Source organism: Rhodopirellula islandica (genome assembly GCF_001027925.1).
GTDB classification, from domain to species: domain Bacteria; phylum Planctomycetota; class Planctomycetia; order Pirellulales; family Pirellulaceae; genus Rhodopirellula; species Rhodopirellula islandica.
Genome location: NZ_LECT01000016.1, coordinates 24,658 through 50,787, shown reverse-complemented (window position 1 = coordinate 50,787; position 26,130 = coordinate 24,658). Strand labels below are relative to the sequence as shown.

General features: G+C 57.4%; 4 protein-coding genes. 1 reads left to right on the top strand and 3 read right to left on the bottom strand.

Annotation, left to right across the window (positions count from 1 at the left end):
• Positions 1 to 29: 29 nt before the first annotated feature.
• From RISK_RS07265 to RISK_RS07255, 3 genes are all read right to left on the bottom strand, one after another.
• Positions 30 to 18,434 (bottom strand): tandem-95 repeat protein, encoded by an 18,405-nt coding sequence (locus RISK_RS07265; RefSeq protein WP_047813810.1) that lies wholly within the window; start codon positions 18,432 to 18,434, stop codon positions 30 to 32.
• Between the two features lie 545 nt (positions 18,435 to 18,979).
• A complete protein-coding gene (locus tag RISK_RS07260) occupies positions 18,980 to 20,329 on the bottom strand; it encodes a DEAD/DEAH box helicase (RefSeq protein ID WP_047813616.1) in 1,350 nt (449 codons plus the stop codon).
• 114 nt (positions 20,330 to 20,443) lie between these two features.
• Positions 20,444 to 21,505: an ABC transporter substrate-binding protein gene (locus RISK_RS07255; protein ID WP_236696116.1), complete on the bottom strand. Its 1,062-nt coding sequence runs from the start codon at positions 21,503 to 21,505 to the stop codon at positions 20,444 to 20,446.
• Positions 21,506 to 22,274: 769 nt separating this feature from the next.
• On the opposite strand from RISK_RS07255, the gene RISK_RS07245 reads away from it, so the two are divergent.
• Entirely contained in the window at positions 22,275 to 26,108 is a 3,834-nt protein-coding gene (locus RISK_RS07245; RefSeq protein WP_173442633.1) for a hypothetical protein, read from the top strand.
• Positions 26,109 to 26,130: the final 22 nt, after the last annotated feature.

Genomic DNA, 26,130 nt, shown 5'->3' with positions numbered 1-26,130 from the left:
CCGTTTGGGACCCCCCAGGTCAGCAAATTTTAATTGTGATCAATTTCTTCGGAGAAAAGATCAATCAAAGCGGAGTCAATTGCCCCATCCAAACCGATGCCGGATTCGGATTGAGACGATTCTAAGTCGTCCGCCAGTGCATTGGCCAACAATTCGGTGCGTTGCAGTTGGGCCGACTCGATGTCGAAACCAACCGAGAGCAGGTTGTCCAACGAGGTTTCAGCCGAAACCGTCAGCTCACCGGCCGGGGTTCGGTCGCTGGTGATGGCCGAGGAAACCGGCACCGCGTTGGCCGCCGTGGCATTGGTGGCCGACTGCGATGCCAACGCTTGCGTCGAGGCGAAACGGCCCATCTCAGTCGAATCCAACGATCCGGAGACAAAGGTCGTGTTGTCGCCAAGCAGCGACTCACCCTCTGGATTGCTGCCGTCGACCGAGCGAGCGTTGAGCTCGTTGATCACCTGCAGTGCATCCAACGCCGAGACACGGCCGTCACCGTTGACGTCGTAATAGTCCGGCGGTGAAGTCGGGATGCGGTCGATCGTCAAATCCGCATTTGGATCGTTCGGATCACGAAGTTCATCACGGTTGAGCAAGTTGATGACTCGCAACGCGTCAATGGCCGTGACAAAACCATCCGCGGTCACATCGAAGCGATCCGATGGGTTTTGATACGCCGATTGTCCAAAGGTGATCGTGACCGTCACTGGCGGGCTCAGTCGACCCGTGTTGTCTTGCACGCGGTAGGTGAAGCTGTCGCCGGTTGGCAACGGGTTCAGCGAGCTGGACTCCGGATTGAACGTGTAGATGAACGTCCCATCATCGTTGCCGCTGAGTGAAACCGTTCCGTAAGTCGGTTGCGTGACCGAACCCGATGCGATGCTCAAGGTCGAGTTCAAATCAGGATCGAAGTCATTTCGCAACAGCCCAAACGCAGGGTCGTTGATCTCCAAACGTCCACCCAGTGGTACCGAGTAGGCGTCTTCCACACCGGTGGGTGCGTCTTCTGCCGACAACACCTGAAGCTCAAATTGGTGGGTCGCTTGGAATTGTGAATCACGAGCGGAAAGCTCAATCGTCACCTGGCCGAACTGGTTCGGTTTCGGCGTGATTCGCATCGAGTTGCCAAAGAACTCAATCGACTGGACCAACGGATGAGCCGCGATTTGGGCGGCCGTTGGGTTCACGATCGTTCCCAGGCGAGTGACGGTGTAGGTCAACGTGTCACCATCGGGATCAAAGAAGACTTGGGTCAGGTCTTCGACCGAGACGTTGTCTTCGATGATCTGCAACGGATTCAGGCTGCCCTGCACAATCGGTGCATCCGGCGAACCGGTGACCGTGACCAAGATCGTTTGATCCGTCGTCAAACCCGAAGGATCGCGAGCGGTGATCAGGACAGGGATGCTGTCGCCGTTTTGGAACGGGACGAAATCAATGGTCAGTTCGTTGCCGTCGATCGTCGGGTTGATCACGGACGTGCCACCCGATGCGGTGACTTGATAGGTCATCGCTTCGTTGTCTGGATCGCGGAACCAAGCATTCAAGTCAAAGGTGACTTCTTCGCCTGGTTGTTTGCGTTCGTCGAAACGAATCGTTGTTTCGCCCGGAACTCCATTGACGCCAATGAATTCAGGTTGGTTGTTGACGCTGCCAACATCGATTGTCACCGTCGCGGTTGAGACGCCACCTTCCGAGTCTTGGACTTGGTAGGTGAAGCGATCCGTGCCGCTGAACTGCGAACGCGGCGTGTAGACCAGTTGGTTGCCGTCCAAGCGAACCGTGCCACCGGCTTCGGTGAAGCGGTTGTTGATGACTTGGCCGTTGACCACACGTTGGAACTGGTTGGGAACAAGGGAGATCTGTTGACCATCGTTTTGCTCGTCAATCGGACCCGCGGTGTCGTTGTTCAAGATTCCATTGGGACCATCGACATCGATGTTCAGCGGCGTGTCTTCGTCGGTGCTGTACGAATCATCCACCAAACGAGGATTGTCGTTGATCGCGTTGATCACGATGTTGACACGACCCACTGTGGCGGCGGTTGCACTGACGATGGCGCCCTCGCCGGGAGCTTCGCGGTCCGCGACCCGATAGATGAACGTGTCGGGAGTTGAACCGTTGTAGTCTTGCGGCGGTGTGTAGAGGATCGTTCGGCCACTGTCGGTGATCGCCAGCGATCCGCCCTGCGTCGTTTGGAACGCGGTCGAACCCGTGCCAGCGAACTGGAAGAACAGTTCTTGCTCACGCGGTTCGGAACCCGGTCCTGCGATGAAGTAAGGATCGATCAGATCAGTCGCTGAGAAGACGACTGGTCCCAGCGAGGTTTGATCTTCTTGGCTGACCACGTTGTCTTCGAGGATGGTTTCCGTCGTCAACACATCGCTTGGCTGAACGCCTGATTGCAAGGACGGTGCATCGTTGACTGGAGTGACCGTGATGGTCGCGGTGATTGCACGCGAGCTGACGAGTTGTCCACCAGGGTTGCCTGGCGAGACGTCCGTCGCACGCACCACAAAGGTCGCGTTTCCAGAGAAGTCCGCGTCGGCGTCGAAGGTGAAGGTGCCGTCGGCAGCGATGTTCACCACACCAGCGACACGCGTGGCGTCGTTGACGTCGTAGATCGTCTTGGAACCGACATCATCGGCGAAGATGGCAACGTCTTGTCCATCGGGATCGGTCACGGCACTGAGCAGGCCGTTGTCGTTGGCAATGGTCGGCGTCAGCGTTCCGGTTGCGTCAATCGCTTGCAACGTCGCACCTTCTGCAACGCTGTAGTTGCGGTTGGCGGCGACATCGTCAACGGTTGGCGGCAATCCTGGCAGCAACGTCACCAAATAATCTTCGACTTCGCCGGACAGAGCCAAGCCATTGGGCGACAAACCGCCCTCGGTCGAGACTCGGAACCGAGCGTAGGTCGCGCTCACTCCGCTGGTCGGTGCCGGGGACGTGTCAGGGAACTGAATCACAAATTGCCGCGTGATCTGACCGGGAGTCTCGGGGTTGCTTTCGAACTGGATGTCTTGCAACACATATTCGCCCGCGTCATCCCAGTCGCCATCGGCGTTGAAGTCGATCCAGGCCTGCAGCACGCTGCCAGGCGAAGCGGTGACCTCAATCGGCGTGATCACACCTGGGTTGATGATCCCGCCCGGGTTGGTCGTGCTGGAGAAGTTGACGCCGTCTTCATCGTTGCCGGTGAAGTTGACGACATAAATTCCGTTCTCTTGGAAGACCGAGCGTTCTGCTGGACGAAGAGGGCTTTCATCGATGGCTCGAATAATCGCATTGGCGATGTCCTCTTCCTTGATCAGCGAGTTGCTGATGTTGCCGTTGTCGTCGAGGGCGTCGATCGAGATCGAGTAGTTGTCTTCGTCGAAGCGACCGTCGATGTCAAATTCCAATGTCGCTTGGATTCCGCCCAACGTCAGCGTGATGGTTTCACCATCAAACAGATCCAGCGAAGAGAAGTCCAACGGGTTCACGGCGATGTGAACTTCGCCGTCCACAATGGTGTTCGAGAACAATGTCGACGGCAGAGGATCGCCGGCGGCTGTCAGTGGCGAAACGTCGATGGTCAGATCGTCACCGTCCGCAGTGCGGACCGCCAAGGCGTCCGTTTCTGCATCCACACGACTGCCCAGGACAGGATTGTCGTCGCCACCAATCACGTGACGAGGCCCGTCTTCGGCCAGCGTCGTTGGGTAGCGGCCTGGAACACCTGCGACCGGATCGGGTGCATCGCCAAAGTCCAATGCGATACCCGGCATCAAAATCGTGAACTGAGTCGAGCGATCTTCGCGGTTCGGTGCCAGCGGGTTGCCAGCCAAATCCTTGATGGCAGGCAAGTAGTAATTGCTGACCGGGCCATCAATGATCGTCGCGTTTTCAACGAACAAGGTCGAACCGCCGCGGTTCTCGGCTTCCAAAGTCGTTGTGGCGGGTTGGCCAACTTGGTTCACACTTTGCAAGGCTTGCAAAATGCTTCGTTTGACATCTTCCGAGTTGTTGTCTGGCGAGATCGGAATCGCGATCGCTCCACCAGGAACACCGACGACGTTCAACGTGGTCGCACCGGAAATGTCAACTTGCGTTCCGGGCAAGTCGTTCAAGCGGACTGTGCCAGCTTCGACATCGGCAACCGGCGTCAACTCTTGACCGGTGGCAGGATCCACTGCGAATCGAAGACCACCGCTGTTGTTGGTGATGGTCGCCGCCAAGCTTTGAGCGATCTCACCGATCGAGCTGCTGGAATTGAACGTGACAGGGATGTTGCCGGCACGGACTCCGCCACCGCCATCGCTGAGTTCGAACTCGAACGAAATGTCCACGTCGCCTTGACGCAGTCGCAGCACTTCACCGTCGGCCACGATCCCGCGGTCCACCGAGATGCCTGGTGTGCCCGGAATGAGCAAGCCTGGCAAACCGTTGTTGTCGACCCGGTCGCGATCAATGCGGCCCAGTGAAATTTGGTTGTTCGCGTTGACCGTGGCGGTCATGTCAGCAGGCGACGCGTTGATGACCGCGGCCAGGTTGGTTGCGAGTGTCGCCCCGTTTTGATTGGAGTCGTAAGGCACCAAGATCGAACCGGGGACACGTGTGACATTGTTCAATCCGGTTGGCAACACAAATTGCAGGATCACATCGTTGTCTGCATCGTCTCGCAGAATCAACACGCTGCCGTTGGTGATGCTGAAGCCGCCCAAGGTTGGCATCGTCAGCAACAACGGACCAAAGACCTGAACCGTGCTGCTTTCCGTCACACCGGGTTCGCCACGAACTTCCAGCGAACTTCCCGAAGTCACCGTGATGATGGCTGGTTGAGGAATGACGTCCTGTCCGTTGATGTTGACCGTCTCGCTGGATTCGACTTGAACCTGACCAGGAGCAACCACTCGCGAGCCGGTAGCCAATCCGTTGATCAGATCGGCGGAGTTGTTCAGGGCATCGCGAACGGCATCGGCCAAATCGCTGGCTGTGTCGGTCAAGCGGAATGGCATGCGGAAGTGATCGGGCTCGACACCGTCCGACGTGTCCAGACCGTTCTCGTCTTGCGTCACCAAGTCGAATTCCAACGTGCGTCGGACTTCGAACTCGGACGTTTCGTTCAACGCCAATCCGCCGTAGTCGGATTGGAATGTCGCCGTCACACCCGTTGGCAAGTTCAAGAACACGTATTGGTCTTGAGCCACTGGGTCAGCGGTCAACTCGGCGTTGCGGAGCAAGCCTGCCAAGCGGCGAGCAAACTCTTCACGCGAAACCATGACGAGGGTCTCGTTTCCAACGTCATCGGTGACCGTTTCCGTGACATCCAAGACAAAGCTGCCCGGCGTCGGGATCAAATCATTTTCGGAAGCATCGATTTGGACTCGAACGCGTTCGCCTTCACTGGTTTGCAGAACAAAGACGCTGTTGTCGAGCAGGGCACCGAAGTCAGCCACGGCGAGGCCCGCGGGATAGGCCGTTCCCAGTTCAATCGAGGTGGATACCGTCGCGGGGCTTTCTGTCACGCGGATGATATCGCCATCGCTGACTGGTCGGCTGAGGCCGATGGCCGTCAACTGACCGGCACTGATGTTGACAAAGCCCGACGAAGGCAAGTTCAAGTAGACAATGTCATCGGTCACGGTTGGAACCAATCCCAGTGCCGAGCTGGACAGTGTGTCCGCGATGACCTGAGCCAATTCCAAGGATGTCAAATCGTTTGGAGCCACCGTGATCACCACGGGGACGAAGGATGGATCACTCACCGTGCCGTCTTCGGTGAATTCGAAGGTGCGAGTCACGTTGCCATTGCTGACAATGAACGTGTCGCCCACTTGAACTCCACCGAACGCGGTGCCGGCACGCGGGGTTTGCAACGCCAACGTGCGAGCGTCCTGTTCCATGCCACCGGCCGAGGTGTCGACGGTGTATCCCGAAGGAGCACCGAGGATGACACGGTCGCTATCCACCACCACTTCGACTTCGAAGTTCGGGTTGGCTGCAAGAGCCGTGTTGATCGCCGTTTCGATGTCGCGAGCGATCTGTTCACGAATCTCAAGGCGGCCCTCGGGAGTGTCGACTTGGGAATCGGGCAAGATGATCGGCGTCGCGTCGCCCAACACGGTTCCGTCACGATCGAACTCAAACACCAAGGTGTCGTTTTCGCCATCGCTGATTCGGAACGAGTCGCCATCGCTCAGTCCACCCGCGTCGATCCCGACTTCAGGAACGACCAGGGTCAGAGTTTCTGGCAAGAACAGTTGGTAACCGGATTCGAATTCAAAGACGACGGTTCCGCCATCGGAGTCCGTGATGCTGACTTGCTCACCATCACGCACTTCGCTTGGATCGGGAGCCACAATGACGCTGCGGTCACGGTTGTTCAGCGAGATGCTGTAAGCGTTTTCTTCACGCCAGACACCGGCCAGCGGAGTCAGGGTGATCAGGTTGCTGGTCTCGTCGTAATCGAAGGTGTAATCGATGCCTTCGGTCAGCATCTTCTCATTTTCGAAGACGGTGACATTGGCACCCTCAGGACGCAGTCCACTGATTGAAGCCACGACGACGGTGTCGTCATCGATTCCAATGCCAGAGAATGGGTTGGATGAGTCACCGGTGTCACGCAGTTGGATCGTGAATTTCTGCTGATTTCCGCCGGTCAGTTGCAGGAAGCTTTCCGAGCCATCGCTGTCCCGGCCTTCCGCATCGTTGTCGAGCGGGTTCTGCAGGGTGGCAACGGGGCCGTTGAAGTCAGCGAGCTCGTTGGCACCGCGGTCAATGAACAAGCTTCCGCCGACACCGGATGGAGGAGCGGCCAAATCATTGTCGGCTCGCAGCACACCGTTTCCGTCACGGGTTGGGGCCAGGATGTTACTGGTTCCCAGTCCCACGCTTTCTTTGACACCACCAAACGCGTCGCGTTCGACCACCGAGCTGGCACCGCTGTCAATTGCGAGTGAGAACAAGGCGGGGATGAAGTTGTCACCATCCGCATTGACAAACAACACGTCGTTGTTGCCCAGGGTGATGTTGAAGTCATCCGTGCCCCCATTGACGTTGCTTGGCCCAGTGGGACCATCCGTCGTCAGTCCGGTGCCATTGTTGATACCGTTGATGTTCTGACGGAACAACGTGGTCGCGGGTTGGTCATGTTGGAACAGGTTGCTGGTGACAACCACTTCCGCTGGCTTGATATGTAGATCCGGATCGGTTGGGTGACTGAAACCGCGGAGTTGCGTCTCTTCGACGACAACACTTTGATTCAAGTTGGCTAAGACGTTGTTGATCAAGGTGGCGCTGCTGCCGCCGGTCAACATCACGCCCGTTTCGGGGAGCAACTGATCGAGCTCGACGCCGGCTTGTGGGTCCATTCGCAGAGGAGTGGTGCCACCTTCAGGCGGAATGATCTCGATTTTGGCTGCGTTTTTGATCAGCAGATAAAGTTCGGTCGTGCCGAGACCCGAGGTCGTCGTTCCAGCAAACCCGAGACTGTTCACTTCGCTGGTTCGGTCGTGACCGAATCCGTACTGGTAATCGCTCCCAGGTCCATAAGGCATTGGGATTGAGAAGTTGAATCGATCCAGCCCGGCTGCACTGCCGGCGAGTCCGCCGAGCGCGGTGGCACTGACGCGTTGGATGGGTCCCGATACAGAACCGATGTCATCGTCGTCGGGGCCGTTCTCAAATTCATTGTTGGGCAGTGGAGGACTGGTCAACGTGGCGTTGTCCGCAACTCCCGCTCCGTTGATGGCGTTTTGCAACGCCACCATGATCTCCGGAGTGCGGAAGCCTTCGTCAGCTTGCAACGGAACGTTGACGACGGTCTCGCCATTGTCCGTCGTGCGGATGCCACCGACGCCATCGGTGAACAGGAACCGCATCGAGTTGGTGGTGTTGGCAGCCACAAAGCCGTCTTGGCGATCGGGGATCTGAGTGATCACGACCGACGTGCCAATCAGGTCAGCACCGGTTGTTCCCAGGTTGCCAGTGTTACGTCCCAAGTTTTGATCGTCGATGCTGAGGACGAAGTCACGAGCCGCGTAAGCTTCGATTGCGATCGTGTAATCGCCGGTCGTGTCGGTGCTCTTGGCACGTCCTGACAAAGCATTTGGATCGTACGCGTCGTTCCCCTGCAGGGATACGCCGACGTAGTAGGTCCCTTTGACCGTGGCTGTGAAATCCAAGAATGGATCAACCGCACGCAGGTTGGGCTGAGTGTCGTCGGCAGTGTCAACTGGATCGTCACCCGGGTCGACGTAGGTGTCTTCCAAAGTCGGATCGGTCGCCGTTTCCAGGTGAGTCGGAGCTGCACCGGAATCGTTGGTCGCAACCACCACGCCGTTGGAATCGAACAATCGGAGGACCAAATCAGGTCCTTCGGGAATGTCGATGTCCGCGGCAAGCGTGTCAATGTCGATGCTCAGACGATCGCCGGCGAGCAATTCCACTTCGTAGAAGTCGACGTCTTGCTGGGCGGTGGTCAGAGTGTCGCCATTGCCAATCGTTCCATTGGTGATGTACGCGCCATTGTGCGATTGACCAATCTTCGTGTCACGAGCACCGCTGAGGAGGTCGTCGCCATCAACGCCGGTGGTGATCGCCGCTTGCGAGAACTGCGATTCCGTTCCGTCTTGACCATAAATCGTGTTGTTCACGATTCGCGAGAAAGGTTGTGGGGCTTCGGCCACTGCTGCCGGAGTGGCAATGAACGGGTTGCCGCCCTTCGAGAAGGAGGAGTCGAAGTAAACCCCTGACACGCCTTCCAGGAAGACCGTGGCGGTTGGGAAGGACATGTCGCTGAGGTAGCGGTTCTCTTCCAGCTCATCACCGAACATGATCGACGGACCGATCGTTGGATGGACCAATTGAACCATGTCATTGGTCATCAAGATGCTGCCCTGGACAGCCTGATAGATCGCCATCATCACTTCATGACGCGTGGAAGCGTAACCACGACGTGCAGCCTGAGGGACCGTGGGTGGGTTGTAGAGCGTTGTGCCCGTGTGGCGAATGTAGATCGGCACATGACCGTCGACATAACCATCACCACCAATCACACCACTGCCGCCACCCGCCACAGGGCCGCCACCGATGTCTTCAAATTCAAACGTGACTCGCGTGCCAGCAGCGTCGAGGGTCATGGTGAGGCCATCGCCAATGAAGTCACCGAAGCCGATGTCACCGAGGAAGTCGCCGCTGAAGAACGAATCAATTTGCCAAGGTTGGGTTTCACCGTCGACTTTGATCGCCGAGTAGCCCGCGCTGTCGATGGTGTTGTTGACGATGCTCACCGACGGTGCCAAACCACCGACCACCGAGTTGTTCAGTGTTGGCAGATTACGGACTGCACCGGGCGTGGTGTTGCCAATCGGTGGTTGTTGCAGGTACGGGTTTTCTTCGCCAGCGAAGAAGTCATCGTTGTTGAAGCCAAAGAAGTTTCCAAGGTCCAGAGCGAATTGCGAACGCGTTTTGATGTCCTGTGGGTCAACACCCCGTTCGCCTGGTTCACTCCAAATACCAATCGCGTGAACATCGCTGATTTTGTTCGAGTCGATGAGCACTTGGTCTTGTCGACGTTGAACGTTTTGGTCACCGAGGTATTCGGTGTAAATCGCTGGCAAGCGGAAGGATGTTCCAGCAGGAACCAGCGGATCGGCTGCGTCCGGCACATCGTCCACGCTGTCGACTTTGTAGAAGTCGCCCACCACGGCCGCGGACAAGGCGATGCGAATGTCGCTGTTTCCACCAACCGTGTCGCCCGATGAATCGGTGGCCTGGATTGGCACCAAGGCTTGCACGGCGGGCAGATTGAACGCGGTGCGCATCCGTTCGGCGACCTCGATTTGAGTGAGCGCTCCGATGATGTTGATCGGGATATTGCCAGCGACCACAGACCCGGTGCTGTTGAACTCGAATGTCACACTGCGGACGTTGTCCGACATGGAGAATGTGTCGCCGTCGTTCAGTTGCGAGGGGTGAGGAGCAACAATCGTCATCGTTTGGGCGAGGCGTTCGTTGGTGTCGAACGTGGCCGTCGGAGTCTGGGTCGTTGCCGATGTCGTCGTGGTGTATTCCTGTCCCGGACGGATCTCGAGTTGGTACTCGCCGAGGACGGTTTCCGATTGACCGATGAATCCGGTGCGTCCCGAAGCAGCACCCACCACCATCTCACCGCGTTCAGCAAAGCCGACGATGAAGTTGTCCAGGTACAGTCCTTCTGCACCGAAAACGGGACCGGTGCCGGCGGCAAGGTCGGTGTCGTATTCGAAGCGAATGATGACGTTGGTGTCGCCAGCAAATTGCCCCAAGTCCAAGCGGGCTTGGTACCAGTTGTCCAAGGTGTCCTGCTGCAACAAGGTCGCGGTGGTGCCTGCAGTCCCAGCGGCGTTGCCAGCCAATACGGTCTCGCCTTGTTGATCGCTGCGAGCGACCACACGCACTTCGTCGTTGCCAATGTCGCTGAGCAAGTAATCGAAGTACAGATGCGGTTGATCGGCATCGCTGTAACCCGATAGGTCAAATGCCACGCTGTCGAGATCGCCGCGGATTTCCGAGCGATCGAAGTACAGCGATTCGTTGTTGGGGTCACCACCGTCGACCACATGGTCTTCGACCGAAACGTTCAGTTCATAGGTGCCTTGTTGCGGACGGTCAGCGACATCCAGAGAGAATATCTGCGTGGCGGGGTCGTACGCGGTGGGTTCCGGTGAAACGGCAATGTAGTACACGCCGGCCTGCAAGAACGTTTCGATGTAGGGGTCGTCGGTGAAGATGCTCAGTGCATCGCCGATGCTGCCTTCCGCACCAGCATTGGTGGACGAAAAGGAACTCGTCGAAATCACAACGCCAAACGCATCGAGCAACTGCAACTTCAGGTCGATACTGTCGCTTTGGAAATCTTCGATGTCTGGATCGATGTCGATGCCACCGAAGCCAGGGTTCGTGTCATAAGCAAACGGAATGACACCGTTGTCAATATCCAGGATGACTCGCGAACCATCCACTGGCACGACGAATTGGTAGACGTCGACGACTTCATTGATGGTCGTTCCCAACACCTTGGTGTGAGGAAGTTGTTGCGAGGTGTTGGTGCCGAACGAGTTGCCGATATTCGGGTCGTCGTTCAAACTCCAACCGAGGTTGGCTTCCAGGTCGTCAGCGGACAGCAACGAGTTGTTTGATTCGGACTCAAACTGGACGCTGTCGGGGAACAAATTCACGTTCCGCGAACCGTTGAAGGTTTGCTTGGCGTTGTGACCGACGTCGGTTGCACGATCAAGCGTCGTCGACCAACCAAATGGCAACACGCTGGTGTCGATGAAGAACGGTTCAATCGGCGCGTCAGCGGTCGTTTGAATGTTGTTCGCGATTTGGTCGTCCACGATTCGCAGGATCGAATCGATGGGTTCCAATCGGACCAAAGGGTCGGACAGCACATCGGGAGTGGTGCCTTCGCCGGTGACGGCGACATAGTACGTTCCGTCTCCACCTGGCATGGCGAGTGGACCGATGTAGGCGTCGCCCGTATCGATGCTTCCTCGCTGCAACAAATCGATTGCCGAGTCACCTACGATCGATTGGTCTTCCAAAATGTTGCTGTCGTTGCCGATCGCAACCAATCGAGGTTGGGCGTCACCCGTTTCGCCATCGGGATCGTAGAAGATCGACAACATGGTGTCGGGACGGTTGAAGCCGTCCGCGTAATCAATGTCAAAGATCAGGGTGTCACGGCTGACCGCGCCCTGGGATCCCAGCACATCGATTTGATAGTGATCGATGTCGGCCACGGTGTCCAACGAACCACCGACGCTCAACACGCCGTTGCGGCTTTCCAGCGTGTTGCCGAGGTACTGAGCGCGTTGGCCGGGGGAATCCAGGTCCGAAACTGCGACGTCGTTGCTGGACGTGTTGCCGGCTTGCTCGTTCTCTTGAGCTTCACCGAGAAGCGGTGAGTTCGCCATCGCACCCCGCACGTGGATGCCGTTGTTGGCATAGCGAATGTCCGCGTAACGAACCATGCTGCCACTGAACTCTTGCTCTTCACGCAAGCGAACTTGGAAACGATAGCCACCGCGAGTCAAGCCGCCAGCGGTATCGTCCGGATTGACCGCTGCACTGCGGACTCGGATGAAGTAATTCGTTGAATTGCCGATCGGACCTGGAAGCGTGATTCGCAGACCGGCATCGCGTGGATTGACGGTGTCGTAATCCATGAAGCCGTCGAAGTTGCTGTTCGCTTGCAACGAACCGGCCAAGCCTTCTGCACTGGGGTCCAAGATGGCGACTTCTGCATCGCCATTGACTTCGTCGTACGAGTTGTCGCTGCGGGCGATGACCTGTCCGTCTGGATCCAGGATCTCAACGACGGTGTCCAAGGTGAACGAAGTGTGATCCAGATCGACCCAGATCTGCGTGCCGGCTTCTCCGGTGAAGGCATAGGTGTCGATGTCGTTGGCCTGCGAAAGGAAGCCTTCGACTTCGAATCCCAGACGATTGACGTCGTCACTGAACAATTCGTTGGGAGCCAACGTGCCGAGTGCTTGTGCGGTCACGACCGAGCCATTCAAGCCGGGACTGACTTCGGATTGCAGCTCTTGTTCCAGAATGAATTCGATGTTCGTGTAGTTCGCGTTCTCTTCGAACAGAATACTTCGCCAATCATTCGATTCGGGACGGCTCGCGAAGGAATCCCCATTGGTGTCCAAGAAGGAGGTGCCGTCGGGCATCAAACCAGCACCGACGGTGTCGTCCGCCAAACTGGTCAGGACAACCGGTGATCCGGGCATGCCGATGACTTGGACCGTGCCACCGATGCGATCGTCGATGTCACCGACGGTGCCGGTGGCGGTCAGGCCCGTGCCGCTGGTGGAGCTGAACGCGGTTCCGCCACCCGACAACTTGACGACCAAGCTTTCTTCGGCCCGGCTGAACAATCGCAGTCCGCCGGTTGAGTGCAGGTTGCCGACTTCAATGCTGTCAAACAGCATGTGAACGATGTCGGTGTCATCCCAGATGCTCTCGGTGGTGAGTTCGCCACCGCGAATTTCAAGACCGCTGAGTTGCCGCTCTGAAGCAGCGCTGTTGGCCACGATTTCGTAGCGGTTCAGCCGGATCAACGGGCCGTAGTTGTCATCCAGTTCGGAGAAGTTGTCGACCGAACCGGTTTGACGGCCGAGGTCAACGATTCGCTCTGCGGTCATCGAATTGCTGTCAATGTCGATGATGCTGCCACGGTTGTCGACAAAGTCATTGCCAACAATGATCGGCTGGCTGCCACGAACATGAATGGTCGAAGGCGTCACGCCAGGCAGTCCGAAACGACCGACATCGCCAGCACCGTCTTGCCCATCGTCGTTGAATTCAAATCGCGAATTCACGATGCGAGCGTTTGCCTGTTGCAACTGCAAAGGAACGAAGCCGCGGCTTTCACCACCCGGAATCAGACTCACTCCACCGGCATAGGCGATGGTCGCCGAATCCAGACTGATGTTCGAGTTGGGACCCGCGTATATGCCGGACCAATCGCCTCGAGCAGGATCGAAGATGGTGCCCGTCGCTGCATCATTGCTGGTGTCAAAGGTGCCACCGGCACCAAAGCGGTCGTCGAGCAAGCTGGTGAAGATGATCGGGCGTTGAGCTGTGCCTTCGGCGAGCAACTGAGTGCCATGTCCCATTTCGATGCGGGCACCGTTCAGCTTGATGATCATGCCGGGATCAATCGTCAGCGATGCGTCCAAGCGACCACGGACGCCGTCCAAATCTGGGTCCAGCAGCGTGCTGTTGTCAGCGGTCTGGCTGCCGTTGTCGACAAACGTTTGGCTGGTTGCATCCAGTTGAGCGACAAAGACGTAGTCGGTCGTGCCTGGGATGCTGCGATACAAACGACGAGAAACGAAGTTGCTGACCCCGCCAATTGCTGGCAAGTTCCGCAGCTCTATCGACGAACCGCTGAGCGTCGAAGGCACGCTGAAGTCGCCGCTCGGGTCGCTTGCTTCGGATTCAAATCCGTAGACGTCGACGAACGTCATCTTGTAGTTGTAGGTGCTTTGTTCGAGATCGCCACCCAGTTGCACGTTGCCCGCTGAACTGGTCAGGTCGGGACGGATCCCGTCATCGATGCTGCCGCCAGGGGTGCCAACGATCGAGAGGTTTTCTGCCAAGTAGTGAACCACGTCGATGTCGTCGAAACGACCAGCAACAGTCAGTTCACGAGGTGGGGCGCTGGTTGTGGTTTGGACACGAATGAACAAACCATTGATGCTGTTGTCGAGCAGTTGGTTCGAGTAGATGTCTGGTCCCACGCGGTCGTAATCCGCGATGAAACGCCCGGCCACTTGATACTGAGGACCTTGGAAAGTGGTCTCTTCGAAGGTGTCCGGCGAGGCGCTGATGGCTGCGTCAGCACTCAAGGTGATTTCATTGAACGAAACGGTTGGGCGACGACCGATCATCGTGATCGGGTTGACCAACTGTTGAACCGAATCAATCAGCAGATTGCTGCCGCCACCGTAACGGATCTCCGCGTGGCTGACGCGGTCCATGAAGATGCCTTCGTCTTCCAGCGAGCTGCGGCCTTGGACCGAGTCGAAGTCCGAGCGGAAAACAATCCCACCCCAATTACCAGGGCCAGCGGCCGGTGAGATTCCAGCCGCCGAAGCATCAACGCCACGGTCTCGCATGCTGGTCAAAATGACGCTGCCGTTCTCGTAGGCCGCGGTCGCGTCCGATGGGTCCGTCAACAGAGTCGTGATCGGATCAAAGGCTGGATCGTTGACGTCATTGTCGGTCGACAATTCTACCAACCGTGGTGTACCAAGGACTTGCAACAGCGATCCGCTGCGGTCGACTTGCAGGCTGCTGCTGCCGACGCCAATCCGAGCACTTCGGAACTTCAACGCAGCCCCCGCGTCGATGACCGCGGTCACCCCTTGCGGAACTTCCATGTTGCGTCCGTCTTCCAGTACCTGGCCACCGGTTTCGGTGACACCGAACTGGTAGCTGAAGTTGTCAGCTTCGGTTTCGATGTCCCCGTCGATGCCGCCGTTGCCGACGATTCGAACTTGGTCACCCGAGCGCGCCACCGAGAATGCACTGAGCACATCGTCGCTGGCAATGTTGTTGATGGGCGAATCGATGCTGCCGTCGGCTTGGGCGGCGCCCATTTTGTCGACGAAGATCGTGCGTCCATGGATTGTCATGCCACGGAAGTCGGTCGAGGTGTCGACGGAGCGTTCGCCGGTCAATTGAACCAACTCACCCGAGCCAATCAATTCGGCCGAGACGCCGGTGATGCTGGTCAGCAAATTGATGCTGGTCGCCAATTCATTTGCCAAACCGGCTGCTGGTGACCCTGCCCCAACGGTCGCGTTGTACTGAACCGTGACGCTGCCAGGAACGGTTGCGTTCTGACCGATCGGCACGAATTCGTAGACTCGGCGTACGCCGGTTCCGCTGACGATTTCAATCGTTTGGTTCGGCGTGATCGAGTTGCCGCTCAGCTCGAATTCGAGGATGCGTTCTTCAGGACGAGTTTGGAACCAGAATTGATACAAACCGCCCGGAGTGCCATCGCCATCGCCATCAAGTGGCGTGCCGGGGACTCCGACGCGATCGCCCGCGTTGGTGCCATCGAGGTCCATGTCACGAAGCACGTTGACTTCATCGACGTTGGGGTCAAATTTCACCAACAGCTCGTAATCGCCCTGAGTCAGGCCACCGAAGCCACTGTCTGGAATCAACGGGTTGTACTCATCGTTGCCGCTGGCTGCGACTCCGATGTAATAAGTGCCCGCACCCAGCGACGCGGTCAGGTAGGAATCTTCGCTGAAGTAGTCGTCGTTCCGGCTGAGTTGTTCCAGGCCGCCGCCACTGAGGCTGATCGGCGAGAAATCGAGCACTTCATTTGGACGCGAAATGTCGGTGGATGCATCGCCTTCGACCAAGCGTGCTTCGACCAAGGAAGATGCAAACGGATCGTTGTTGATCGCATCAATCAACGATGAGACTGGCACGGCACCGACGCTGCTGCGTCGTGGCACGTCCAATAAAATCACGTTGTCGAGCAATTGTCCGTCGTCACCGGTTTGACGCAGCACTCGCACTGCATCGTCGTTGGCGGCACGGTCGCTTTGTACGAACTCGATTCGAGTTTGGTTGCCTTCGGCACCTGCGGCGACAGCCACGAATTCAACGTTGAGTGTCGGGCCGATGTCGAAGTCCGAAATCGCTGATGCGGGGACTTCTTGGAACAAGGTCAACGTTGTGTCGAGCAGGCTGGACTGAGCCAAGCGTTCGGCGAACGTTTCAACAGTCAACGTGCCCAAGCGATCGGCATCGTTCAGGTTGACCTCGAACCGGTACATGTCGATATCAACACTGTCGGGTTGATACAGGTACTGGCCATGCAACACGTCGGCATTGCCTGGGAAGACAGGTTCCAGGTCGTTCAGATCCGCTTCTGTGGTTGGGTTGATCGTGTCGTTGAGGAATTCAAACGATCCGCTGAGCAACGTTTCCGGTGGCAATTCAGGTGCGAATTCCAAGCCCAGCAACAGACCCACGCCAGCAGCCGCTTTGCGGGTGAAATCTTCGGCATACGCGGTGCCAAAGGTGACTTGGTTGCTGAACACAATCGCTGGGTCAGCGAAGGTTTCATCCACGCGAACATTCGCGTTGATCACACTGAAGTTGACCGAGGTCGCCAAGCGAGCGTTGTCGCCCACGGCAAAGGTGATGCCTTCGGAAACGGTTTCGCGGAACTGCACCCCGATCTTGGCTGACCAGAGGTCGAGCACTTCCCGAATGCGTTCCTTTTGACGATCCGTGATCTGGTTGCTGAAGGTCGTGCCGCCCGTGGAGGCAACCTGGGATTCAAAGTTGTAAGCAATCTCGGTGATGCCATCGACCGAGTCGGCACCAAACAACGGATTGAGGTGACCTTGGAAAGCCGTGTCGACTTCGCGGTGACCTGGATCGTCGTTCCCGCCGGGAAGATCCAAGTCAAACGGCATTGGCGAAATGGATTCTTGAATCAAGACGCTCGTCAGCTCACCGGTGGAACCGAGTTCGCCGAGGTTGTAAGCGGTGGTCAGAGTGCCGCCCAAGCCAACCAGGTTGAAGTCGCTTTTGTTGGTCAAGCTCAATGGCAATGCGAGCGAACCGAAGCTGTTGGGATCGACTTCGATCAAGCCAGCGACTGAGGGGGTGCTGGCGACGGCAACTCGCAAGTCGTTGACAGTTGGTGTGGATCCACCAAAGTCGACCACGACGCGACCGTTGGCGTCCAAACTGATTGCCAATCCACCGGCGGCTGAGTCGACGAAAGTCACCGCGCGTTCGGGTTGATCTTCGCCGAGCAGCAACGAGCGAATCAAGAACTCACTGCCGCTGTTGTCCAGGCCGACGCTGGTGAACGGACGAGGAATGACTTGGGCGGGTTGCAGTTGCAGTTCCGCGGAACTGCTGATGGCTGTCCCGATTCGCAAGCGGAACGTGCCACCGCCGACAGGAACGGCAAAGCTCTCTTTGAAAGCGTCCAGGTTCGCTTGGGCTTCGGCCACCGAAGGTGTGCCGGCGACCAATGCGGCCTCGAGTTGTGCCAGTTGCGATGAATCCTGTGCGGTGAGAACGGCTTGTTCAAACGCCAAGTCGTTGATGTCATCGGTGTCGAAGAACAGTCGCGCGGTGAAGGTCTCGGTGTCGTAAACCACTTTCGTGGGTTGGTAAACCACATCATCGGTGGTGCGGACTGTGTCTTGGGTCAGCAGCAACTGATAGAAACGCGGGTTCTCAGCCGATCGCGTGGTCGGGTTTCCGTTGGCGTCGTTCTCGACGAACAAGGGATCTTCGTTGAAGTAGACGACGATCTCATTGCGGTTCTGCGTCAGGCTGCCATCCGCGTTGCGAACGACTGGTTGAGGCACGACCGATTCGATCAAGGCACCCAGGTCGAGATCGAAGTTGATCGTCTGAACGCGTTCGCCTGCTTCGTCAGGAACAAACAGTTCCCCGTTCAGGTTGCGAATGCCGACGATGTCTTCGTCTGGATTGTCATAACCAAACAGTTTGATTTGGTAGTCATCGTCCGGCAGGTTTTCGGCAAAGCGAACGACGATCTCGTTTTCATTGGGATCGCCCAAGGAAATCGAGCCGGGTTCGACCACGACCTTCTCGTTGAAGTCGCCGTCGCCGCCGGCGCGACTGATTTCGATGCCGCCCAAGGTTGTCGGGTCGATCTGTTGCGTTTCGTCGAAACGGAACGTCAACACTCGAGGTGCCGTTTGACGGACCGCGCCATCGTCGATCAGGTCGCCCTCGTTGGGTTGCACCCCAATGAGTTGCGGCCCGGCCAGCAATTGGCGAGCTTCGAGCGTTTCGACCAAATGACGTCGACGCTGTTGGCGACTTTCGCCGCCACGCTTGGACGTTTTGGACCGACGACGAGCTGGCACCGCTGGCGCACGATCGTGGGAGGAAGCATTTTCCGTGGACGGAGACACTGTGTTTCGCTGACGCGAGGTCATAGACCGAACCTTCTAGGCAGACCAGAGATTGAGTCTTGGTTGGCTTCCGAAACAGCCAATTTCCAACCCAATCCGCCGAACTTGATGTGAATCTCGGAGCTCCAATTGGCCGCGGAATTGCGGACAATCAGAGATCAGTCGTGGATGACAAGGTTGATCTCGCGGCGTTGCTTGGAATCGCTCAGACAGCAATGTCTGGCAATTCAGGCGCAGCTCGCGCGATCAGTCCGCCGAGTATAGTTGGGGTAAATAACGTCGCAAATTTTTGCGGCATCGCTACTTACCGCAGCGTTCACTCGTCGGACAAATGCGCCAATTGCACCGGTTTTGATGGCGAAATCGACCCGAGCGGTTCACCCACAAGAGGGGGCGGGAACGTTGGGTTAGAAGTCTCGCGGCTCACATCCGTCACAATCGACACATTCTTGCGTCAGGTTGGACGTTGGACTTGCGAAAAAGTTCCCTCGGAAGAATCAGCGCCGGCGAGGGCGTTTTCGTGTCATAGGATTGAGGGTGCGCCGCAACTCTTTCTCTGGTTCGGGCGCTGCTGCCGCAACTGCGGCCGCTTTCTCAGCAGGCGATTCAAAGCCATCCATTTGATCTCGGATCAGCAATTTGTTGATCCGTTGCTCGATGCTGGTCAGAATGTCACCTTCACCTGGCACCACGAAGGTGTACGCAACGCCATCTCGGCCCATGCGGCCTGTGCGGCCAACGCGGTGAACATAGTCGTCGCAATCTTGCGGGACATCGAAATTGACGATGTGTGAGATCGTGCTGATGTCAATCCCGCGGCCGACGACATCCGTCGCCACCAGGAACTTCAGATTTCCATCGCGAAGTTTTTGAAGCACGCGATCGCGTTCCCGTTGTTGCAAATCGCCGTGAATGGCTCCGCAAGCGCCTCCGTATTCCTGCGAAAGCTTCCGGTGCAGGCGGTCAGTGCCCCGCTTGGTGCGGCAGAAGATGATCGCCTGTTCAGGGTTTTCGCGTTTCAGCAACGATTCCAGCAATCGGACTTTGTCGTCTTGGGCGATGGTGAAGTATCGCTGTTCGATTGTGTCGACCGACATTTCGTCGCGGCAGCAATCGATCACGATTGGTTCTTGCATGTAGCTTTCGGCCAGTCGTCGAACGACCGGTGGAAGGGTGGCCGAAAGCAGCAAGGTCTGCCGATTTCGGGGGCACTTCCGCATGATCCGCTCGATTTGAGGCCGGAAACCGATGTCCAGCATCCGGTCGGCTTCATCCAGGACCACGCACCAGACTTTGTCAGTGCGCAGAGTGCCTCGTTGCAGGTGATCGTGCACTCGACCGGGAGTCCCGACGACGAGCTGCGTGCCATTTTCCAGCTGCCGAAGCTGGCGGTTCATGTTTTTTCCGCCGGAGAGCACGGCAATTTCGGTCGGAACCCCGCGGGCAAGCCTTTCGGCCTCGGCGGCGACTTGATCGGCCAATTCGCGAGTCGGGACAATCACAATTGCTTGCGGGTCGCGACAATCTTCCAGCGAATCGAGTTGCTCAAGGATTGGAATGCTGAAGGCCGCGGTTTTACCGGTGCCTGTGCGAGCCTGACCAATCACGTCCCTGCCATTGAGGGCATGCGGGATCAAGGCGGCTTGGATGGGCGATGGAGCTGTGAATCCAGCTGCTTTCACCGATTCACGCATGATCGGAGACAAGTCCAGCTCATCAAAGGAGTCCATTTCCGGCGGTGTTTCCACCGGTCCAACGGATTCAAGCAGAGCGATCGTGTCGACCGGTTCTTCGAAGCGGGCTGGTCGTGTTCCGCGTCCTGCACGCGGTTGGTGTTGATTTCTCATTCTGTTCATTCCGGGAAGTCTATCCGCTGCCTGTCGTTTGCAACACTGATCAGATGCGGCAGGAAGGCAATTTTATTGGGTTCCGACCCGCACGCGGTCATCCGTCGCTCGGTCTCACTCGCCCGCGACGGCGGGGCGGAGCAGTCGAGCGATGGTTTCCTCGTCTTGATTCTCTGCTGTAGCAACAAAAACACCGGTGTCGAGGAACGCTTCGGTCGTCTCGCCGCGGAGGTGAGCTGCCATCGTTTTGACCGCTTGATAACCCATGGCGACGGGATCTTGCAGCACAATCGCGTGCGTTTCGCCCGCTGAAAGTGATTCTCGCAGTGAATCACTGCTGTCAAAAGTGACCAATTTGACTTTGCCTGCCAATTGGCGTTCGCGAAGTGCTCGCAGTGCGCCCTCGGCTGTCGGCTCGCAAACGGTGCAAATTCCATCCACCGTGTCACCGAAGCGATTCAGCAACGCTTGGGCTTTGTCGATGGCGGTCTCTGTCGTCGTTCCGGCGTACTGGTCACTGCTGATCACGCGAATATTCTCATGTTTTGCGATCGCAGCCAAGAATCCCTCTTCGCGTTGGTGTGTGCTTTCACTGCCTTGTTGGTAACGCAGCAAGATCACATCGCCGCCGTCTGCCCCCAATGCATTGGCCATCGCCTGGGCCGCCAATTTGCCGCCTTCGAAATTGTCGGTGGCCACATAAGAAACGTAGTCGCCCGGGTCGGTGTTCAGTCCGCTGTCGAAGATCACAACGGGGACACCGGCGCGGCTGGCCTCCTTCACCGGTCGGATCAAGGCATCGGCATCCAGCGGAGCCAGCAAAATGCCATCGACGCGAGCGTTGAGAAATCCTTGGACGACATTGATCTGCTCATCCCGGTCGTTTTCTTTCGAGGGGCCTCGGAAGGTGATCTTCGCACCGATTTCGTCACCCGCTTGTTCAGCCCCCAGTTTGACCGATTGCCAGAAAATATGGGTGGTGCCCTTGGGAATGACTGCGAAGTGGAGCGGTTTGTCGGCTGAGTCCGCTTGCTCGTTGGCCGGAGGCTGGCAGCCGACGCAAACCAACAACACGATGATGGGTGCGAGCCAAGTCAGACGGCGAAACCGATTTGCTAGCAATTGACCATGCGATGCTCTTGGGGAGGCAGCGTTGGCGAGGGATGGGCTGAGCAACGAATTCAAAACGCGAGGTGACGATTCTGTTGAGGGCAGCGCAGTCGTGGAGGGGGCGCTGGTCGAAGTCGAAGACGTTGTCTTGGTTTTACGACGTGGAGTGAACTGCATGGAAGGAAGGGGCTTTGGCGGGGATGAAAAGAATATCGAGAAAGTTTTCAGGCCGATTCTAAACGATTTCGGGGACCAAAATGGACAGGAGTGACATGAGCTTCCAGAACCTGAAAGACTTTTTGCGAACTCGGCTTGACCCACGAAAGCGGCCCCCGCTAAGTTGCCCCCATCGTCGCAAACGGACCTCCAACCCGGTCCGATTGCGACGTGCGAAGTTTCGAAATCGCATCTCGCACAGGTCGTCTTTTGATTTCAATTGAAAGGCTGGCTGCGAGATTTTCAAGATGTTTTGATGGTCACGGATTGACCTGGAAACCCTTGTTAGGATTTTGAGATGACGGACGTTCGGTTGGTGATCACAAGGATGTGCTCACTCGATCGAACAAACCGACCACCGGCTCCCGGAACAGAAGCGCGTTGTCCTCCGCCCCCCTAGGACCTCGTACTTTCCGGGAGCTTTTTTTATGCGCCGACAGAATCGGTGGGCCAATGGAATTCTCGTGTCGGACGACTTGTCTTCCGCCATCGCAGACGTCTGACCAGGGGTTCAAAAACGTCTCTTGGGGTCATGCGTCGAAAAGGAGTATGCTCCGCCCTGCCGCACCACGATGGATGGGGTTGCGAGCACTACTTTTCACGGATTGGATCGACGGCAATGCGACGCAAAGCGGCCCGGGATTACGACCTCGATGCCAAATTAGGCGTCATGGAGCGTTCGCAAGAAGTTCGCACTCGCAGTCGTCGACAAGGTCGACTGCAGCGCAAACGAACGCTCGTGCTGGTCTTGCTTGCCTTTGTCATTCTTGGTGTCGGGGCTCTTCCCAGCCTCGTCAGTCATTCACCGATGGGGCGTTCCTTTTTGGTTCGAACGCTGGAAAAGTATGACCTGGATGCAAGTGCCGACTCCCTGCAAATTGGCTGGCTGACCCCACTGCAAATTCAAGGGCTGCACGTCGTGGGGCGATTCGGCCAGTCCGAAATCATCGTCGATGAATTGCAGACCTCGATCTCATTGAGCGACCTTTGGTCGGGTGAGCCTCAGGCGGGACAATTCGGTGAAGTCCTCGTTCGTGGCGTGCAACTTTCATGCACGGTGGAGAATGGAACGACGTCGCTCGAAGATGATTTGGCGACGCTTCTTGCTCCCTCCAACGAACCTTCCGCCTTTGTTCCGCAAGGCATCGTCAAACTGCAGGACGTGGCAGTTCTGGCGACTGATGCCGAGACCAACCAAACGTGGACGCTGAGTCAGTCCCATGCCGAAGCGATTCTCGACGCTTCCTGGCTGGACGTCACCTTTGATGGTGTCTTGAGCCAGCCTGGAGGGGGCGATGGATCGGTGGCCGGCCACGTCAAGCTGGCAATGGATGCGACCGCTGAATCCACTGCAGCGGAGCAGTTGTCGGTCGAGATCGATGCTGATTCGCTGCCTCTGTCGGTTCTGGCCTTGGCCCAGCGTCGTTTCCCCGGCAGTGAACTGCCGACGGCGATCACCGGTGATTTGTCAGGGCAAACACAATTGACCCTGACAGGAACCGGCGAGCCCAATGTTTCTCTGCGTCAATTGAATGTTCGTAATTTGGTTGCGAGCGATTCAAAAACGGGACGAAAACTGTGGGACAACGAGTTGGCCACCTTCGACGGTGATTTGCAGATTCGCGGAGGACGGGTCAGCGCCCGACAAATCAACGCGAAGACCGATTTCGCCAGTGTGCAAATGAATGGATCGTTCCCCGATTCCGTCTCCCTGGCTGGCAACACGACGAATCCGTTGGCTTGGCTGAATCAAGTCGATGCGACCGTGACCGTGCAGGTCGATTTACCGCGTTTGCGACGGGCACTTCCTGAGTTGCTGCCGCTGCGAAATGGGGTCACGTTGGTCGACGGAATCGTCGAAGCACGGATCGAACCCATCGCGGGTGGAGGTGCATCCGCGATTGGCGGTGGAAATGCACGTCGCCGCCGCTTGATGATTCGCAGCGGGATCATCCAAGCCCAATCCCAAGGTGGTGAGATTCGTGTGGCACCCATTGACGTGCTCGCCGTCGTAGCCAGTGACACCCAACGGCTCTTCGCCGAACAATTTGAACTCGACAGCCCCTTTGCGGTTGTCAATGGTCAAGGTGATTTGCGCAGCGGTTCTGCCAATGTGGATATCAATTTTGGCAAGCTCGCCCGCATCCTTCGCCCTTTGATCGATCTGGATGACCGCCGTTTGGAAGGGAACGTTCAAGGCGGGCTGCAGTGGAACGCTCAAAACGACGGGACATGGCGTCTGCGTGGTGATGGACGCATGACCGGATTGGCGATCGAGTTGACGCCTGGACAGAGTTTTCAACCTTCGTCTTTGCAGTCGCAGTTGGACATCACCGGCCGCTGGCAAGCGAGTGGCGGTGGGCGGTTGGCGGAGTTGATCAGTGGAAAACTGAATGTCCTGGGCAACGGACTGGAAGCCGATGTCGAGTTGGTTCAGGCGATTTCCGCTCTGGATGTCGACCGTTTGATTCCTTTGCGAATGAGCGGCCAGGGGCAGCTCAATGCGATCGCGCAGACATTGGCCCCGTGGATGCCCGCCGGATACGAATCTCTGCAGGGCGGTTTTCGCTTCAATGCCCGTGGGGGACTGAGTCAGTCCGGCGCGGCCTTGTTGGAATCCATGGACGCCCAGATCACTCAGCTCGAAGTCCCGATGTCAGATCAGATCTGGGAGCAACAGCTGGTCAAGCTGCACTTTGATGGCAAAGCCAGCTACCCGCAGCAGGACGTTATCATTCGCTCGTTGACAGTCGCTGGTGATGCGGCCTCTGCGGCGATCCAGGGAGAATGGATCGGCGGCATGACTGACATCGAAATCGCTTGGCAAGCGGAACTGGAAAGGCTGCAGACCAGCATGCGAGAACGGCTCGCCAATCGTCCGCAAGACCCACGGTTGTCGCAGTCGAACTCTCAAGCACGATCTGTTCAGCAAGTCGCCTATCGAAACACAGCGTCCAGCGACGCAGCCGCCAACAACGCCGCGTCCAGCGAGTGGTTGCTGCGAGGGAAAATGGAAGGCAGCGTCGTGGCGACCGGCGATCCCGCCGTGTTGTTCTTGGATTCGCATTTGACCGGACAAAAGTTCGAATTGGTCGAAACGGTTCCACCGACGTCGGTCAACTTCAACAGCACCAAGCGAGTCGTCTGGTCGGAACCCAATCTTCGTGTCGATGGCCGAGCCGAATGGAATCTGAACGAATCGTCATTGCAGGCCAAAGGGATGCAGATTGCGGGCGACTGGTTCGCGACCACGCTGTCGGGCACTGTCGATTGGAAAGGCGAGCAGCAATCGGTTCGACTCGAAGGTCCCGCAAATTTCAAAATGGACGAGGTGGCTCGCCGGATCACCGAGTTGACAGGAACACCCATCATCGCCGAGGGAGTTCACCCCACACCTCTCAAATTGCAGTACGTGCAAGGTCCCCAGGATCAGTTCTCGTTCAATGTCGATGGCAGCTTGGGCTGGGAGAGCGTCGATGCGGCGGGCATGTGGTTCGGGCCTGCTGAGGTGCCGTTTCAAATGACGGAGTCGGTTGTCTCGATTGCTCCCAGTACGATTCCGGTGTTGGGAGCCAGTCGTTACGTGACTCAGCAATACGGCCCTCAGGTCGCGCCGCTGGATTACGACCCAAATGATCCGGCAACTTATCAAACGGGCAGCAACGCGGCGGTTGCAAATGGCAAGCTCTTGTTGGCGGGCGACGTGCACTACCGGCCCGCGATTTGGATTGAACTCAAGCCGGGCCCCATTGCGAAAAACGTCCAGCTGACGCCAGAAATCACCGGTCAGTGGTTGAAATACATCGCACCGATTGCAGCCGATGCAGCGCGCGTGGATGGCACCTTCAGTGCAACGCTCGAGCAAGGCACGGTCTCCATCGACAACCCCAATCAATCGACGATTCGCGGGCGATTGGAAGTCGATCAAGTTCGGATGAATGCCGGCCCCTTGGCCGATCAGGTCATCGCTGGGGCTCGCCAACTGCAATCACTCGCGGCGATTGGATCCAGTTCCAATCCGCCTCGCAGCAATCGAACGCTGATCACCATGCCAGCGCAGACCATCGAATTCAATGTGGCCGGCGGGGTCGTGGATCACCGCGCGCTGCTGTTGGAAATCGATCGGGCCAAGGTCACCACCAGTGGGCGTGTGACGATGGACGGGCAGCTGGATTTGATGGCTCAAATTCCGCTGGACGCCTCGTGGATTGGAAGCGACCTGAGCGTGCTTTCAGGGCAGACGATCACGATCCCAGTCAACGGAACCTTGGATCGTCCCCGGTTGGATTCGTCCGGGATTCAGCGGATTGTGGCGGACATGGGAACACGTGCCGCTCAAGAGGCCGGGGCCAACTTCTTGCAGGAACAACTTGGCCGCGGCCAACAACAGCTGGAAGACAGCCTGAACAAAGGTTTCGAAAAGCTTCGAATCGATAAACTGTTCGGGCGATAGTCCCAGGCGAACTGCAGCAGCG